14 protein-coding genes are annotated in these 16,690 nt (G+C 73.9%); 6 read left to right on the forward strand and 8 right to left on the reverse strand.

Annotation, left to right across the window (positions count from 1 at the left end; translation table 11 throughout):
* Nucleotides 1-5: 5 nt before the first annotated feature.
* The 5 genes from alaS to SJ20_RS10080 form a co-directional block, all read right to left on the reverse strand.
* Nucleotides 6-2,717 (reverse strand): alanine--tRNA ligase, encoded by a 2,712-nt coding sequence (gene alaS, locus SJ20_RS10060; protein ID WP_036380962.1) that lies wholly within the window; start codon nt 2,715-2,717, stop codon nt 6-8.
* Entirely contained in the window at nt 2,714-3,103 is a 390-nt protein-coding gene (locus tag SJ20_RS10065; RefSeq protein ID WP_020621562.1) for a hypothetical protein, read from the reverse strand. The genes alaS and SJ20_RS10065 overlap by 4 nt, the downstream gene beginning before the upstream one ends.
* Before the next feature lie 171 nt (nt 3,104-3,274).
* Complete coding sequence (gene rpsD, locus SJ20_RS10070) at nt 3,275-3,901, reverse strand: 30S ribosomal protein S4 (protein ID WP_020621561.1); 627 nt, start codon at nt 3,899-3,901, stop codon at nt 3,275-3,277.
* Between the two features lie 282 nt (nt 3,902-4,183).
* Nucleotides 4,184-4,747, reverse strand: a complete 564-nt coding sequence (locus SJ20_RS10075; protein WP_020621560.1) for a general stress protein — start codon at nt 4,745-4,747, stop codon at nt 4,184-4,186.
* Between the two features lie 171 nt (nt 4,748-4,918).
* A complete protein-coding gene (locus SJ20_RS10080) occupies nt 4,919-6,316 on the reverse strand; it encodes a replication-associated recombination protein A (protein WP_044659815.1) in 1,398 nt (465 codons plus the stop codon).
* Nucleotides 6,317-6,368: 52 nt separating this feature from the next.
* Here SJ20_RS10080 and SJ20_RS10085 point away from each other — a divergent pair, with 52 nt between their 5' ends.
* The 3 genes from SJ20_RS10085 to dtd all read left to right on the forward strand — a co-directional run bounded on the left by SJ20_RS10085 (nt 6,369) and on the right by dtd (nt 9,335).
* A complete protein-coding gene (locus tag SJ20_RS10085) occupies nt 6,369-6,959 on the forward strand; it encodes a DUF1697 domain-containing protein (protein ID WP_044659816.1) in 591 nt (196 codons plus the stop codon).
* Between the two features lie 139 nt (nt 6,960-7,098).
* Entirely contained in the window at nt 7,099-8,838 is a 1,740-nt protein-coding gene (locus SJ20_RS10090; protein WP_044659817.1) for a choice-of-anchor I family protein, read from the forward strand.
* A gap of 44 nt (nt 8,839-8,882) precedes the next feature.
* Complete coding sequence (gene dtd, locus SJ20_RS10095) at nt 8,883-9,335, forward strand: D-aminoacyl-tRNA deacylase (RefSeq protein ID WP_044659818.1); 453 nt, start codon at nt 8,883-8,885, stop codon at nt 9,333-9,335.
* A 23-nt stretch (nt 9,336-9,358) separates the two neighbouring features.
* On the opposite strand, the gene aspS is transcribed toward dtd, so the two are convergent.
* The gene (gene aspS / locus SJ20_RS10100) at nt 9,359-11,173 is read right to left on the reverse strand and encodes an aspartate--tRNA ligase (protein WP_044659819.1); all 1,815 of its coding nucleotides are present in this window, start codon (nt 11,171-11,173) and stop codon (nt 9,359-9,361) included.
* A gap of 145 nt (nt 11,174-11,318) precedes the next feature.
* Here aspS and SJ20_RS10105 point away from each other — a divergent pair, with 145 nt between their 5' ends.
* A complete protein-coding gene (locus tag SJ20_RS10105) occupies nt 11,319-12,611 on the forward strand; it encodes an APC family permease (RefSeq protein ID WP_044659820.1) in 1,293 nt (430 codons plus the stop codon).
* A gap of 60 nt (nt 12,612-12,671) precedes the next feature.
* Here SJ20_RS10105 and hisS read toward each other — a convergent pair whose 3' ends face one another.
* Entirely contained in the window at nt 12,672-14,048 is a 1,377-nt protein-coding gene (hisS, locus tag SJ20_RS10110; RefSeq protein ID WP_036313678.1) for a histidine--tRNA ligase, read from the reverse strand.
* A gap of 174 nt (nt 14,049-14,222) precedes the next feature.
* Between hisS and SJ20_RS10115 the strand changes: the two genes are divergently transcribed.
* Complete coding sequence (locus SJ20_RS10115) at nt 14,223-15,761, forward strand: DUF349 domain-containing protein (protein ID WP_044659821.1); 1,539 nt, start codon at nt 14,223-14,225, stop codon at nt 15,759-15,761.
* A gap of 85 nt (nt 15,762-15,846) precedes the next feature.
* Complete coding sequence (locus SJ20_RS10120) at nt 15,847-16,464, forward strand: hypothetical protein (RefSeq protein WP_036380977.1); 618 nt, start codon at nt 15,847-15,849, stop codon at nt 16,462-16,464.
* Nucleotides 16,465-16,475: 11 nt separating this feature from the next.
* Here the strand turns inward: SJ20_RS10120 and SJ20_RS11800 are convergent.
* A partial coding sequence (locus tag SJ20_RS11800; protein WP_131661511.1) for an ACT domain-containing protein occupies nt 16,476-16,690 on the reverse strand: 215 nt, incomplete at its 5' end.

The raw sequence follows: 16,690 nt of genomic DNA on the forward strand, positions 1-16,690 counted from the left end.
CCGCCTCAGGCCGCGCGCACCGCGGCGACGACGGCCTCGAGCGCGTCCCCGACGCGCGTGACGTCCTGGCCGCCGCCCTGGGCGACGTCGTCCTTGCCTCCGCCCCCGCCGCCGAGCACGCCGGTGGCGGTCTTGACCATGGCGCCCGCCTTGAGGCCGGCCGCGCGGGCGGCCTCGTTGGTCGCCACGACCACGAGGGGCCGGCCCTTGGCCTCGGCCGTGAGGGCCACGAGCACGGGCGTGCCCGCCGCGTTGCCGCCGGCCGACTCGATCCGGGCGCGCAGGTCCAGCACGAGGGAACGCAGCTGGTCCCCGGCCACGTCGCCGACGTGGTGCGCCAGCACCCGCACCGACGTCCCGGCGGACGTCGTGACGTCCTGGGCCTGCCCGACGAGCTGCCCGGCCTGGGCCTGCAGCGCCTGGGCCCGCAGCTCCGCGACCTGCTTCTCGGCCGCCTTGAGCCGGTCCAGGGTGGCGCCGATGCGGTCCTTGAGCTCCTCGGCCGGGGCCTTGAACATCTCCGAGAGCTCGGAGACGAGGGTGCGCTCCGCGGCGAGGTGGCGGAACGAGTCCAGGCCGACGAGCGCCTCGACGCGGCGGTTGCCCGAGCCCACGGACTGCTCGCCGAGCAGGGTCAGCGAGCCGATCTGCGCGGTGCGGCCCACGTGGGTGCCGCCGCACAGCTCGCGGGACCAGGCGCCGTCGATCTCCACGACGCGCACCCGGTCGCCGTACTTCTCGCCGAACAGGCTCATCGCGCCGAGTGCGCGCGCCTCCTCGAGGCTCATCTCCTGGGTGAGCACGGCGTGGTCGTCGCGGATGGCGATGTTCACCACGTCCTCGACCTCGGAGCGGGCCCCGGCCGAGAGCGCCTCGGCCCAGCGGAAGTCGAAGCGCAGGTAGCCCTCCTTGTTGAAGGAGCCGGACTGGGTGGCCTCGGGGCCGAGGATCTGGTGCAGTGCGGCGTGCACCAGGTGGGTGCCGGAGTGGGCCTTCTCGCCGTCGAGGCGGCGCTGCAGGTCGATCGCGCCGAGGGCCTGCGCACCGGCGGCGACCTCGCCGTCGAGGACCTTGACCCTGTGCACGGACAGCCCCTTCACGGGGGCCTGCACGTCGAGCACCTCGAGGCGGAAGCCGTCGCCGGTGATCAGGCCGGTGTCCGCGGCCTGGCCGCCGGACTCCGCGTAGAACGGCGTGGCGTCCAGGACGAGCTCGAGCTCCGTGCCGGCGCCGGCGGACGCGACCTCCTCGCCGTTCTGCAGCAGGCCGCGCACCACGGACTCGGTGGTGTGCTCGGTGTAGCCGGTGAAGTGGGTCTGGCCCTCGGCGCGCAGGCGCTGGTACACGGCGGTGTCCGTGTGGCCGGCCTTCTTGGCCTTGGCGTCCGCGCGGGCGCGGTCGCGCTGCTCGGCCATGAGGGCGCGGAACCCGGCCTCGTCCACGGCGACGCCGGCCTCCTCCGCGATCTCCAGCGTCAGCTCGATCGGGAAGCCGTAGGTGTCGTGCAGCTCGAACGCGTCCGGGCCCGCGATGCCGCCGCCCGCCGAGCGGGCCTGGCCCACCGCGGCGTCGAGGCGGGCCGTGCCCGCGGCGATGGTCCGCAGGAACGCCTTCTCCTCGGCGTAGGCGATCCGGGAGATGCGCTCGAACTCGTCCGCGACCACCGGGTAGGTGCCCTTCATCGCGTCCCGGGAGACCGGCAGCAGCTCAGGGAAAACGGGCTCGGTGACGCCCATCAGGCGCAGGGCGCGGACGACGCGGCGGATGAGGCGGCGCAGCACGTAGCCGCGGCCCTCGTTGCCGGGGCGCACGCCGTCGCTGATCAGCATCAGGGCCGAGCGCACGTGGTCGGCCACCATGCGCAGGCGGACGTCGTCGTCGTAGTGCGGGTCGGCCGGGTCCTCGGTGGAGGTGTAGGAGCGGCCGGCCAGCTGCGCGGCGCGGTCGAGCACGGGGCGGACCTGGTCCGTCTCGTACATGTTCTCCACACCCTGGAGGATCATGGCGAGCCGCTCGAGGCCGAGACCGGTGTCGATGTTCTTGTGCTCGAGCTCGCCGGCGATGTCGAAGTCGTCCTTCGAGCGCACCGCGGAGAGGCGGTACTGCATGAACACGAGGTTCCAGATCTCGATGTAGCGGGTGTCGTCCGCGGCCGGGCCGCCGTCGACGCCGTACGCGGGGCCGCGGTCGTAGAAGATCTCCGAGCAGGGGCCGCCCGGGCCGGGCTGGCCGGTGTTCCAGTAGTTGTCGTCCTTGCCCATGCGCTGGATGCGCTCGGGACGGACGCCCACGTCCTCGCGCCAGATGCGCTCGGCCTCGTCGTCCTCGCGGTACACGGTGACCCAGAGGCGCTCGGGGTCCAGGCCGAAGCCGCCGTCCTCGACCGAGGACGTCAGCAGCTCCCAGGCCATCGGGATGGCCGTCTCCTTGAAGTAGTCGCCGAAGGAGAAGTTGCCGCACATCTGGAAGAAGGTGCCGTGGCGGACGGTCTTGCCGACCTCCTCGATGTCCGCGGTGCGGATGCACTTCTGCACCGAGACGACGCGCGGGCTCGGCGGGGTCTGCTCCCCCAGGAAGTACGGGATGAACGGGACCATGCCGGCCACCGTGAACAGCAGCGACGGATCCGGCGAGACGAGCGACGCCGACGGCACCACGCGGTGCCCCCTGGACTCAAAGAAGGCGGTCCAGCGGCGGGCGATCTCCTGGGACTTCATGCGGGGGTGTCCTTCTGCGTGGTGGTGGTCTGGGGGCGGGCGGCGCCGTGCGACGGCGGCTCCACGGTCTCCCCGGAGATGATCGGCCCCGTGTGGGGCAGGTAGGGCGCGGCCCAGGGGGCCTCGGCGCGGACGCGCTCGGCCAGGCGCCGGGCACCGTCCTGCAGGGCGGCCGCCGCGGCGTCGGCGGCGGCCTCACCGGCCTGGCGGGCCAGACGCTCCGGGTCCAGGCGGGCGGAGAACCCCGCGCGCCCCCCCGCGGAGCCAGGGTCAGACGTCGGCGCGTCGGTCGCGTCGGTGGCCGGGTGGGCACGGTCGCCGAGGGCGCGGTGTGCGAACCAGCCGGATGCGGCGCCGGCGCCGACGAGCAGCAGCGAGCGGAGCATGGCGGGGGCCTCCTTCGGACGGCAGGGATTCCGGCCCCACCTTACCGGGCGCGGCGCCGATCCCCGGCGGCGGGCCCGGGGGACGCCGCAGGCCCGGTCACCTCCGAGAGGTGACCGGGCCTGCGGGACGCGCGGGGCGCCGTCGTCCGGGACGGACCCGGCCGCGGCGGATCAGCGCGCGTAGTACTCGACCACGAGCTGCTCCTCGCAGGTCACGGGGACCTCGGAGCGCTTCGGGCGACGGGTGAGGGTGGCGCGCAGCTTGTCGATCTCCACGGTCAGGTAGCCCGGGGTGGCGGGCAGGACCTGCTGGTGGGCGCCGGCGGCGGCCAGCTGGAAGGGGACCATCTTCTCCGAGCGCTCGTGCACGTGGATCATCTGGCCCTCCTTCACGCGGAACGAGGGGACGTCCACGCGCTTGCCGTCCACCAGGATGTGGCGGTGCACGACGAGCTGACGGGCCTGCTGGATGGTGCGGGCGAAGCCGGCACGCAGCACGAGGGCGTCGAGGCGCTGCTCGAGGAGCTCGACCAGGTTCTCACCGGTCAGGCCGGCGGTGCGCTTGGCCTCCTCGAAGTAGCGGCGCATCTGGGCCTCGCGGATGTTGTACTGGGCGCGCAGACGCTGCTTCTCCTTGAGGCGCACCGCGTAGTCCGAGTCCTGCTTGCGGCGGGCACGGCCGTGCTGGCCGGGGCCGTACGGACGACGCTCCATGTACTTCTCGGCCTTGGGGGTCAGCGCGATGCCCAGGGCGCGGGAGTGCCGCACGGTGCGGCGGGTGCGAAGGTTGCCACTCATGGTGGACCTGCCTTTCCTTGACGTGCGGCACGGTTCGGGTTTGTCTCGAGGTCTCGTCCGCGCGCCGGGGCACACGGGTCAAGGGGACTCGAACCTGGCCTCCCCGCGATCCTGAGGAGAGCTGAGGGGCGTGCCGCCGCCCGTCATCCACTGATGCGCTGCGCGTCCCTCGACCGGGCACGCGGGTGTCCCGTGGACCGTTCGAGGGGGATGCGTCCGGGGCGCAGCGCCTGCCAGACCGGTCCACCTTACCAGAGCGACGACGACGGGGCGGGCCGGGGCTCAGGCGCGCGGCGTGGCCGCGGTGCCGGGGTCCGCGCCGAGGAGCTGACCGGCCTGGTCCAGGTGGGAGGCCTCGACCAGCACGTCGTACGACTCGGCCTCCATGGTCTGCAGGGACGTGAAGTCGCGCCTGCCGCCGGTGGCCGCGTGGCCGATCGCCCCGAAGACGGCCCCCCACAGGGCGCCCAGGCCCAGGGAGATCAGCAGGATCCAGAGGAACCCGAAGCCGGGGGCGAAGATCGAGAAGAGCAGGCCGAGCAGGAGGCCGAACCACAGGCCCTGCAGCCCGCCGCGGACGGCGGCCTTGCCGGTGGTCATCCGGCCCAGGACCTGCTCCACGGAGCGCAGCCCGGTGCCCACGATGCGCACGCGCTCCACGGGGAACCCGGCGTCGGAGAGCTGGTCCACGAGGGCCTGGGCCTCGGCGTAGGCCGGGACGGAGCGCAGGATGCGGTAGTCGGCCTGCGGGAGGGCGGGGCCGCCGGCGCCGGGGCGGCCGTACGGGGCCGGCTGCTGCGCGGCGGTGTGCTGGGGGGTGGACTGCTGCGGAGTGGACTGGGTCATGGGGGCGGCTCCTTCTGTTCCTTCTGTGCGTCGGTGGTGCATGGGGGCGCGAGCGGGCGAGGAGTCGGCGGGCCGACGTCGACCGCCCCGCTCATCCCTGGACAACCGGTGATCCGGGGTCTTTATTCCGCGCGGCCGCCCGAGGCGTCCGCCCTCGGGCCCGGCGCGCGCTCAGTCGCCGCGGATGATCCGGCGCAGCGCGGCCACCTGCTCGGTGAGCCGCTTCTCGTGTCCGATGGGCTTGGGCCGGTAATAGTCCCTCCCGACCAGGGGGTCCGGCGCGTACTGCTGACGGGCGACGGCGTGCGGCTCGTCGTGGCTGTAGACGTAGCCCTGGCCGTGGCCGAGGGCCGCCGCGCCGGGGTAGTGCGCGTCCCGCAGGTGCGCCGGCACCGCGCCCGTGTGGCCGGCCCGCACGTCCGCGATCGCCTCGTTCACGGCGGTGTAGCTCGCGTTGGACTTCGGCGCGGTGGCCAGATGCGTCACGGCCTGCGCCAGGATGATGCGTCCCTCCGGCATGCCGATCAGCTGCACGGCCTGGGCGGCGGCCACGGCGGTCTGCAGCGCGGTCGGGTCGGCCATGCCCACGTCCTCGGACGCGGAGATGATCAGCCGCCGGGCGATGAACCGGGGGTCCTCCCCCGCCTCCAGCATCCGGGCGAGGTAGTGCATCGACGCGTCCACGTCCGAGCCGCGGATGGACTTGATGAAGGCACTGATCACGTCGTAGTGCTGGTCGCCGTCCTTGTCGTAGCGCTGGACGTGGTGGTCCATCGCCTGCGCGGCGTCCTCGTCCGTGACCGCGACGGCGCCCTCCCCCGCCCGGCCGGCCTCGCGCGCCTTGTCCAGGGCGACGCCGGCCGCGGCCTCCAGCACCGTGAGCGCCCGCCTCGCGTCGCCGCCGGCCATCCGCACCAGGTAGTCCCGCGCGTCGTCCTGGAGCACCACGGCGCCGTTGAGCCCGCGCTCCTGGGTCACGGCACGGTCCAGCAGCCCGACGATGTCGTCGTCCGTGAGGGGACGCAGCGTGAGCAGCAGCGACCGGGAGAGCAGGGGTGCGATCACGGAGAAGGACGGGTTCTCCGTGGTCGCGGCCACCAGCACGACCCAGCGGTTCTCGACGCCCGGCAGCAGCGCGTCCTGCTGCGCCTTGGAGAAGCGGTGGATCTCATCGAGGAACAGGACGGTGGTGCGCCCGTAGAGGTCCCGTTCGCGCTGGGCCTGCTCCATCACCTGCCGCACGTCCTTCACACCGGCCGTGATCGCGGACAGCTCCGTGAACGTGCGCCCGGGGGCGCGGGCGATCACGTGGGCCAGCGTCGTCTTGCCGATGCCCGGAGGCCCGTAGAGGATGACCGAGCTCGGTCCCGCGGCGGAGTCCGGATCGGGCTCGGCGAGCTTGCGCAGCGGGGAGCCCGGCCGCATGAGGTGCCGCTGGCCCAGCACGTCATCCAGCGTGCGCGGGCGCATGCGCACGGCCAGCGGTGCGCCGGGGTGCGGGGCGGCCACGGTGCCGGCCGGGCCGTCGTCGTCGGCCCCGTTGTGGGCGGCGCTGAAGAGGTCGTCCATCGGGTCCAGGGTAGTCCTCGGCCCGCGGGGGCGTGGGTGGCATCATGGCCGCATGAGCCCCGCCGCCCCGCGCACCGACCACACCCACGTCCTGCTGCTGCGCGGGATCAACGTGGGGCGGAGCAACCGTGTCGGCAAGGACACGCTGATCCGCTGGGCCCAGGCCGCCGGCGGGGAGGCGGTCACCACCCACCTGGCCAGCGGCAACGTCCTGTTCCGGGCGTCCTCCGACGCAGCCGCGGAGGGCGTGCGGCAGGGGTTCGCGCGACGGGCGCGTGAGGAGGGCGGCCTCGACGTCCCCGTGGTCCTCGTGGACGTGGGCACGCTCCGGCGCGCCCTGGAGCTGCACGACGCGCTCCCCTGGGCCGGCGGCGAGCCGAAACGCACGCAGCTCACCGTGCTCGAGGACGACCCCGCACCCGAGGCGGCCGCCGCCCTGGCCGCGCTCGACCACGGGGACGACCGACCCGCGGGGCCGGATCGCACGGCCCTGGAGGGACGGCTGCTGTGGATGCGCTGCGCCGCGGGGGTCGCCGACTCCCCGCTCACTCCGGCCCGCCTCGACCGGGCGCTCGGGGTGCGCGGCACGGCCCGGAACCTCACGACGGTGCGGGTGCTCGCGGGGCTGCCGAGCGAGGACTGACCTCGGCGGACGGCACGCGGGGCGTCCGGGGCGTCGACACCCGCGGGACACCGCGCGCTGGCCGGGACGTCACGGACCGTTCACATCCGTGCGATGGGGTGACCCCGTCCTCCGCCTCCCTGCCCTGACTGGAGCATCCATGCCTCGCCTCGCACGCCTCGCCACGGCCGTCACCGCCGCGACCCTGTCCACGGCCTTCCTCGCCCCGGCCTCCCTCAGCGCGCCCGCCCCGCACTCGGCCACGGCCCAGCGCGCCGCCATCGCCGCCAACCCGTCCGGCAAGAGCATCGAGCTCACCCGCGCCGGCACCCACGAGACCGGCGTGTTCGGCGAGTCCGCCGCCGAGATCCCGGCCTTCGACGCGGTCTCCGGCCGCCTGTTCGTGGTGAATGCGCAGCGCGGCGCCGTCGACGTCATGCGCCTGGGCGCCGACGCCGCCCCCGTGGCCGAGCGGACCCTCTCCGCCGAGGGCCTGCGCACCGCGGACGGCTCCGTCACGGACAAGGGCGCCACGGTGAACTCCGTCGCTGTCTCCGGCGGTGTGATGGCCGTCGCCGTCGAGGCCGCCGAGAAGACCGACCACGGCTGGGTCGTGTTCTTCGACACCACCACCCTGCGCTACCTCGGCGGCGTGCGGGTGGGTGCCCTGCCGGACTCGCTGGCCTTCTCCCCGAACGGGGCGTACGTGGTGGTCGCCAACGAGGGCGAACCGGCCGACGACTTCTCCGTCGACCCGGAGGGCACGATCTCCGTGGTCTCCGTACCGAAGAACGCCCGGCAGTTCTCCCGCCTGACCCAGGACGCGGTGCGCACCGTGGACTTCCGTGCCTACGACGCCGGCACCGCCCTGCCCGCCGGCGTGCGCGTCTCCGGCCCCGATATGGCGGTGCCCGCCGGTCACGAGCCCGCCGGTCGGGTGGCTCGCAACCTCGAGCCGGAGTACGTCACCGTCGACCCGACCGGACGCACCGCCTACGTGTCCGTGCAGGAGGCCAACGCCGTCGCCGTCGTGGACCTGAAGTCCGCCACGCTGGAGGACCTCTGGGCGCTGACGCCCACCGATTGGTCCACCGAGGGCGTGCTGGACGCCTCGGACAAGGACGGCGGCATCGAGCTGGGCCACTGGCCGGTCGACGGCCTGCCCATGCCCGACGGCATCGACACGTACCGCTGGCGCGGTCAGAACCTGGTCGTCACCGCCAACGAGGGTGACGGGCGGGAGTGGGGCGACTTCAACGACTCCGAGCGCGTCAGCGACCTGGACCTGTGCGCCGCCGAGTTCCCGGGGGCCAAGGCCCTGCAGAAGAAGGATGCCCTGGGCCGCCTGAAGGTGCTCACCGACCTCGGCTACGACTCTGAGCGCGAGTGCCACTCCTCCCTGACCACACTGGGCGGCCGGTCCTTCTCCATCTACACCGCGGACGGCACCCGCCTGTTCGACTCCGCCGGCATGATCGAGGAGCAGATCGCCCGGCTCGTGGCCGCCGGCGAGCTGCCGGAGCACGCGTTCAACGCGAACAACGACGAGACCCCGTCCGGGGACTCCCGTTCGGATGACAAGGGCCCCGAGCCCGAGTCCGTAGTGGTGGGCACGATCCAGGGCCGCACCTACGCGTTCGTGGGCCTCGAGCGCATCGGCGGCGTGGTGGTCTTCGACATCACCGACCCGCGGAACGCCACCTACGTGGACTACGTCAACGACCGTGACTGGGATGCCGCGGGCGACGACGCCACGGCCGGCCTGGGTGACATGGGCGCCGAGGGCCTGACCTTCGTGCCGGCCGACGAGTCCCCCTCCGGCACCGCCCTGCTGATCGTCGCCAACGAGGTCTCCGGCTCGACCACCGTGTACGAGGTGAATCCGACCCGTCGTCAGTGATCCGCTGACGCGGACCGGTTCCGGGCGCGTTGCAGAATGGCTGCATGAGAGCCGTTCTGCAACGCGCCCGTTCCGCGTCCGTGACCGTCGACGGCAAAGTCGTCGGCTCCTTCGAGGGCGAGGGGCTGGTGATCCTGCTCGGCGTGACCGTCGACGACACCGAGGCCGAGGCCGTCCAGGTGGCCCGCAAGGTGGCCGGGCTCCGCATGCTCGACGGCGAGCGGTCCCTCACCGACGCCGGTGCCCCGGCGCTCGTCGTCAGCCAGTTCACGCTGTACGGCGACGTGCGGAAGGGCCGGCGGCCGTCCTGGACGCGCGCGGCGAAGGGCAACCAGGCCGAGCCGCTCTACGAGCGGTTCACGGCCGAGCTCGAGGCCGCCGGCGTGCGCGTGGAGCGCGGGGTGTTCGGCGCGAAGATGGACGTCTCCCTCACCAACTCCGGGCCGTTCACGCTGATCGTGGACTCGGACGAGCTGGCCGGTCCGCGGCGCGGCTGAGGCGGGCCCGCCGCGGGCCCGGATCAGGCTCCCGGCTCGGCCTCGGCCTGCTTCGGCTCCGGCTGCGCGTCGACGCCGGCCTCCTTGCGCTGCTGGGCGGTGATGGGCGCCGGTGCGGCCGTCAGCGGGTCGAAGCCGCCGCCGGTCTTCGGGAACGCGATGACCTCGCGGATCGAGTCGGTGCCGGCCAGCAGGGCGACCACGCGGTCCCAGCCGAACGCGATGCCGCCGTGCGGCGGGGCGCCGTACTTGAAGCCCTCGAGCAGGAAGCCGAACTTCTCGTTCGCCTCCTCCGGGGACAGGCCCATGACCTCGAACACGCGCTCCTGCACGTCCTGACGGTGGATGCGGATGGAACCGCCGCCGATCTCGTTGCCGTTGCACACGATGTCGTAGGCGTAGGCCAGGGCCGAGCCCGGGTCGGTGTCGAAGGTGTCCGCGAACTCCGGCTTGGGCGAGGTGAACGCGTGGTGCACGGCGGTCCAGGCGCCCGCGCCCACGGCGACGTCGCCCGAGGCCACGGCGTCGGCCGCCGGCTCGAACATCGGCGCGTCCACGACCCACACGAACGCCCAGTCGGCGTCCTTCGCGGCCACGCCGTCACCGGCGTCGGTGAACAGCCCGCAGCGACGGCCGATCTCCACGCGGGCCGCACCCAGCAGCGCGCGGGACTCCTTCGGCTTGCCGGCGGCGAAGAACACGCAGTCGCCCGGGTTCGCGCCCACGGCGGCGGCCAGCCCGGCCTTCTCCTCCTCGGAGATGTTCTTGGACACCGGACCGGTCAGCTCGCCGTCCTCCTGGATGAGCACGTAGGCCAGGCCCTTGGCGCCGCGCTGCTTGGCCCACTCCTGCCACGCGTCGAGGGTGCGGCGGGCCTGGGAGGCGCCGCCCGGCATCACGACGGCGCCCACGTACTCGTTCTGGAACACGCGGAACGGGGTGTCCTTGAAGTACTCGGTCAGGTCCGTCAGCTCGAGGCCGAAGCGCAGGTCCGGCTTGTCCGAGCCGTACTTCTCCATGGCCTCGGCGTAGGTCATGCGGCGGATCGGCGTCGGCACGTCCACGCCCACGAGGGCCCACAGGGCCTTGACGATCTTCTCGCCGAGGGCGATCACGTCATCCTGCTCCACGAAGGAGGCCTCGATGTCCAGCTGGGTGAACTCGGGCTGACGGTCCGCGCGGAAGTCCTCGTCCCGGTAGCAGCGGGCGATCTGGTAGTACTTCTCGATCCCGCCCACCTGCAGCAGCTGCTTGAACAGCTGCGGCGACTGCGGCAGGGCGTACCAGGAGCCGGGAGCCAGGCGGGCCGGGACGAGGAAGTCGCGGGCGCCCTCCGGCGTCGAGCGCGTGAGGGTCGGGGTCTCGACCTCCACGAAGCCCTCGCCGTGCAGCAGCTCGCGCGCCGTCCGGTTGACCTCGGAGCGCAGGCGCATGATGCGCGAGGGCTGCGGGCGGCGCAGGTCGAGGTAGCGGTGGCGCAGCCGGGCCTCCTCGCCGACCTCCACGTGCTCGTCCACCTGGAACGGCAGCGCGGCGGCGGTGTTGAGCACCGTCACGGTCTCCGCGATCAGCTCGATCTCACCGGAGGGAAGGTTCGGGTTCTCGTTGCCCTCGGGGCGGCGCTCGACCGTGCCGGTGACCTGCAGAACCCACTCGTTGCGCAGCGGGTCGAAGTCCGCCTCGTCCCGCACCACAACCTGGGCGAAGCCCGAGGCGTCGCGCAGGTCCACGAAGGCCACGCCGCCGTGGTCTCGCCGCCGCGCCACCCAGCCGGTGACGGTGACGGTCTGGCCGATGAGCGAGGCGTTGAGCTCGCCGAGGGAGTGGGTGCGCAGCACGAGGATCCTCTCCGTCCGGTCGCCGGACGATGTGCGGGGTTCATGTGATGGTCGACGCCGTGTGATACGCCTGCGGGGCGGGCGCGCGCCGTTCCCGTCAGTCTAGTGCCCCGTCCACACTGCCCCAGCCCAGGAGGACCCCGTCATGACCGCCGCCCTGCAGCGCCGCCTGACCCTGCTCCACGCCGTCGCGATCGGCCTCGGCTCGATGATCGGCGCGGGCGTGTTCACCGCGATCGGCCTGGCGGCCGCGCTCACCGGCGGCCACCCCGGCCTGCTGTACGGGGCCCTGGCGGTCGCGGCCGTCGCGGCCCTGTGCAACGCCCTGTCCACGGCGCAGCTGGCCACCGTCCACCCCGAGTCCGGCGGCGCCTACGTCTACGGCCGGCGGCAGCTGCACCCGTGGGCCGGCTTCGTCGCCGGCTGGGGCTTCGTCACGGGCAAGACCGCGTCGGTGGCCGCGATGGCGGCCACCCTCGGCCTGTACCTCTTCCCCGACGACGCCGCCGCGGCCCGGTGGACGGGCGTGGCCGCCGTCGTCGTGCTCACCGGGGTGGCGATGGCGGGCGTGACGCGGACCGCGCAGGCGACGTTGGCGATCCTCGTGCCCGTGCTCGCCGTGCTCGTGTTGGCCATCGGCGCAGGCCTGGCGCGCGAGGCCCCCGGGGGCTCGGCCGCGGCGCTCGGCGTCGACTCCCCCGTGCAGGGCGTGCTCATGGGCGCGGGCGTCCTGTTCTTCGCGTTCGCCGGCTACGCGCGCGTGGCCACCATGGGTGAGGAGGTCATCGACCCCGCACGCACGATCCCGCGCGCCATCCTGATCGCCCTCGCCGTGACCGTGGCGTTGTACCTGCTGCTCGCCACGGCGCTGATCTCGGGCCTCGGGACCTCCGGGCTGGCCCGGTCCCCGGCGCCCGTGCGCGACCTGCTCGAGACCGCCCTGGGCTCCGGCTGGGGCTGGGTGGCGGTGGCCGGCGCCGCCCTCGCCGCGGCCGGGGCCATGCTCAACCTGCTGACGGGCATCTCCCGCACCGCCCTGGCCATGGCCCGCGAGTCCGACCTGCCCCGCCCCCTGGCACGGGTCCATGCGGGGACCGGCACGCCGTGGACGGCTCAGCTGACGGTGGCCGCGGCCGTGATCCTGCTCCTGCTCACCACGGACATCCTCACCGTGGTGGGCTTCAGCTCGTTCGGCGTGCTCGTCTACTACGCGGTGGCGAACCTGTCCGCCCTGACCCTGCGCGGGGACGACGACGGCCGCCGCCCGGCCCGGCCGCGCCCGCTGCGCGTGCCCCGCGCCGTCAACGTCCTCGGCCTGGCCCTGTGCCTGCTGCTCGCCCTCAGCCTGCCGCCGATGTCCGTGGCCGCGATGGCGGGCGTGTTCCTGATCGGGGTGGGCGGGCGCGCGTTCGTGCGGGCCGGGCGCCGGGGCCGGTGACCCGACGCGCAGACACCCACCGCCGCCGCACACCGGGGCCGGCATAGCGGCCGCGTCCGCTCAGTCCTGCGCGCGGGCGACCTGCGGCAGCAGGTCCTCGGCCGGCGGGGTCCAGTCGGCCGGGTCCGCGGCGTGCTGCTCGCCGGAGCGGATGTCCTTCACCTCGTGGACCCGCGCGCCGGCGTCGTCCCGACCCATGAACCAGACGAACGGGATGCCGCGGCGGTCCGCATACTTGATCTGCTTGCCGAACTTCTCCGCGGACACCGCGACCTCCGCGGGGATGCCGCGCTCCCGCAGCAGGGCCGCGACGTCCTGGGCCTCGGACCAGTCCTCGTCCGCCGTCAGCGCCACGTACACCGCGGTCGGCACGGAGCGGGAGGCCACGGCCATCTGCTGGGACAGCATGCGCATCACCAGCCGCGTCACGCCGATGGACAGTCCGACACCGGGGAACACGCGGTTCCCCTTGGACGCGAGCGCGTCGTAGCGGCCGCCCGAGCAGATCGAGCCGAGCTGCTCGTGGCCCACCAGGACGGTCTCGTAGACGGTGCCCGTGTAGTAGTCCAGGCCGCGCGCGATGGACAGGTCCGCCACGGCGCGCCCGGGGGCGCGGCGGTGCAGGGTGGCGACGACGTCGGCCAGCTCGGTCAGCCCCTCCTCGAGCAGCTCGTGGGTCACCCCCAGGGCGCGGACCCGCTCGACGAACGAGGTGTCCGACGTGCGGATGTCCGCCAGGGCCAGCGCCTGCGCAGCCTGCTCGGGGCTCGCGCCGACCTCCTCCTGGAGCAGCCGCGCGACCTCCTCCGGGCCGACCTTCTCCAGCTTGTCGATGCTGCGCAGCACGCCGGCGGTGTCCTCCAGGCCGATGCCCCGGTAGAAGCCCTCGGCGAGCTTGCGGTTGTTCACGCGGATGAGGAAGTCGCCGATCGGCAGGGCGCCGAGCGCCTCGGCCATCACCAGTGCGACGTCGGCGTCGTACCGGGGCGAGAGGGCGCCGTCGCCGACGACGTCGATGTCCGCCTGGGTGAACTCGCGGGCGCGGCCCTCCTGAGGGCGCTCCCCGCGCCAGACCTTCTGCATCTGGTAGCGACGGAAGGGGAAGGCGAGGTGGCCGGCGTTCTCCACGACGTAGCGGGCGAACGGCACGGTGAGGTCGAAGTGCAGGGCCAGGCGCTTGGGGTCGGCCGGGTCCTTGGGATCGCGCAGGCCCGCGGCGACCTCCTCGTCCTCGGCCAGGCGCGAGACCGCGTAGACCTCCTTGTCCACCTCGCCCTTGCGCAGCAGCTGGCCCAGGGTCTCCACGGCACGGGTCTCGATGCCGGCGAACCCGTGCAGCTCGAAGGTCCGCCGCAGCGTGTCGAGCACGTGCTGCTCCACGAGCCGCTCGGCGGGCAGCCACTCGTGGAAACCGGACAGGGAGGCCTTGCGGGACATGGCGATCCTTCGAGACGACGACGGCGGGGACGCGCGACGGTCCCCCGCCGGCGCACCGGCCCATTCTAGGCGCGGGCGCTGTCCGGCCCGGTACGCTGGCCCTGTTCGTGTCCATCCCGACCGGCCGCATCCCTCGACGACTGCGTGCCGGCGCAGTCAGGGAGAGTTCCAGCGGTGACCAATCACATGCAGCCCGACGACCAGCAGTCCCCCGCCACCGAGTCCACCCCCGCGTCGGCCGAGGCCGCCGATACGACCGTGCCCGCCGAGGCCCGGCCCGTCCCCGAGATCGTCCCCGACGCCCCGGCGCACGGTGATTCCTCCCAGCCCGCCGAGACGCCCGCCGTGCCCTCCCCGGCCGCGATGAAGAAGGCCAGCCCGGCCGCCGTGCGCCCCGCGACGCCCGCCGCCGCGTCCGTCGCCCCGGCCCCCGTCGTGGCCCCGACCGTGCCGCCCACCCCGGTGGAGGAGGCCGCCAGGTTCGCCCGGGTGAGCGAGGACGGCCACGTCACGCTGCTGGACGGGCAGGAGGAGCACGCGGTCGGCCAGGTGCCGGACGCGAGCACCGAGGACGCGCTGGCGTACTTCGTGCGCAAGTACGACGACGTGCGCGCCCAGATGGCCCTGTTCGAGCAGCGCATCGCCGCCGGCGCCCCCTCGGGTGAGCTGGGCCGGGCGCTGGGTCAGATGACGACCGCGGTGAACGAGCGCCACATGGTCGGCGACATGGACGCCCTCCGCACCCGCCTGGCGGCCCTGGAGACCCTCCTGGGCGACTACCGCGCCGCGGAACAGGAGGCCCGGCAGGCCGCCCAGGCCGAGCAGCTGGCCACCCGCGAGGCCATCGTCGCCGAGGCCGAGACCTTCGCCCAGACCCCGGCCGAGCGGATGCCCTGGAAGACCGCGTCCAAGCGCATGACGGAGCTGTTCGAGGAGTGGAAGGCCGCCCAGAAGGCCGGTCCGCGTCTGGCCAAGTCGGTCGAGGACGACCTGTGGAAGCGCTTCCGCGGCGCCCGCACCGCGTTCGACAAGACCCGCCGCGCCCACTTCTCCCGGCTGGACGCCGCCTCGGCCGAGGCCAAGCAGGTCAAGGAGCGTCTCATCGCCCGTGCCGAGGAGCTGTCCACCTCCACCGACTGGGGCGTGACCGCCGGCAAGTACCGCGACCTGATGGACGAGTGGAAGCGCGCCCCCCGGGCCTCCCGCAAGGAGGACGACGCCCTCTGGGCCCGCTTCCGCGCCGCCCAGGACGTCTTCTTCGCCGCCCGCAAGGCCGCGAACCAGGAGATCGACCGCGAGTACGGGGCCAACCTGAAGGTGAAGGAGCAGATCCTCGCCGACGGCCAGAAGCTGCTCCCGTTCACGGACGTCAAGGCCGGACGGCGCGCGCTCAACGAGCTGCGCGGGCGGTGGGAGGATGCCGGCCGCGTGCCCCGCGGGGACGTCCGCCGGATGGAGGAGGGCTTCCGCAAGCTCGAGGACGCCCTCAAGCAGGCGGAGAACGAGCACTGGCGCCGCACCGACCCGGAGACCAAGGCCCGCACGAACTCCGCCCTCACGCAGCTCGAGGAGACCATCGCGGGGCTCGAGGCGGATCTCGCCCGGGCCCAGGCCCGGGGCGACCAGCGCGCCGTCAAGAAGGCCCAGGAGGCGCTCGACGCGCGCCTGCAGTGGAAGCAGGCCCTCGAGGCCTCGGCCTCCGAGCTCCGCTGAGCCCCACCCGTCTCGAGCACGCCCCCGCGGCCCGCCTGTCCACAGGCGGCCGCGGGGGCGTCCCCGTCTCTGGCAGGATCCGGGCATGACGACCGTGACGATCGAGGAGACCGCCCCGACCGGGGCACTCGTGCTGGCGGGCGACCCCTTCACGGAGCCGGAGCTGCAGGCGCTCGGCGCGCGGGGCGCCGTGCGGCCGCTGCTGCCCGGGGTGTGGGCGCGGCCGGACGCCGCGGACGATCCCGCGGTCCGGGCCGCTGCCCTGTGGACCCTCGGCGGCCCGCTCCTGGCCGCCGGCTGGACCGCGATCGGCCCGTCGGCGGCCTGGATCCTGGCCGGCGGCGCGGCGCCCGGGCGGCTGCACGCGGCCGTGCCGCACTTCCACCGGCGCCCCGCCGGCGGGGGCCTGCTGCCCTGGACGCTCACGCAGTCGGACGTCGCGGCCGATGCCACGGGCGTCGCCCCCGCCGAGCACGACGTGCTCCGCTTCGGCCCCGTGCGGGTCACGACGCCCGCCCGGACAGTCGAAGACCTGCTGCTCAGCGCCGACCCGGATGCGGCGCGGCGCGCGGCCGCCGTGATCGGCGCCCACGGCGCCGCCGGGCTGCGGGAGCGGCTGGCCCGCCGGACCCGCCGTGCCGGCGTCGTGGCGGCCCGGCGCCGGCTGGGCGCGCTGCTGGCGGCGCTGGACGTCCCCGACTGAGGCCGGGAGGCTCAGGTGCGGTGCACGTCGAAGACGCCGTCGATGCGGCGCACCGCGTCGATCACGTGGCCGAGGAACCGGGGGTCGCCCATCTCGAAGACGAACCGGCTCATCGCCACGCGGTCGCGGGTGGTGTTCACGGAGGCCGAGAGGATGTTCACGTGGTTCTCGGAGAGGACCCGGGTGACGTCGGAGAGCAGCGATGTAAGCGGCCATGAAAAGCTGC

The sequence above is a fragment of the Micrococcus sp. MS-ASIII-49 genome, from assembly GCF_000946635.1.
Classification (GTDB): Bacteria; Actinomycetota; Actinomycetes; order Actinomycetales; family Micrococcaceae; genus Micrococcus; species Micrococcus luteus.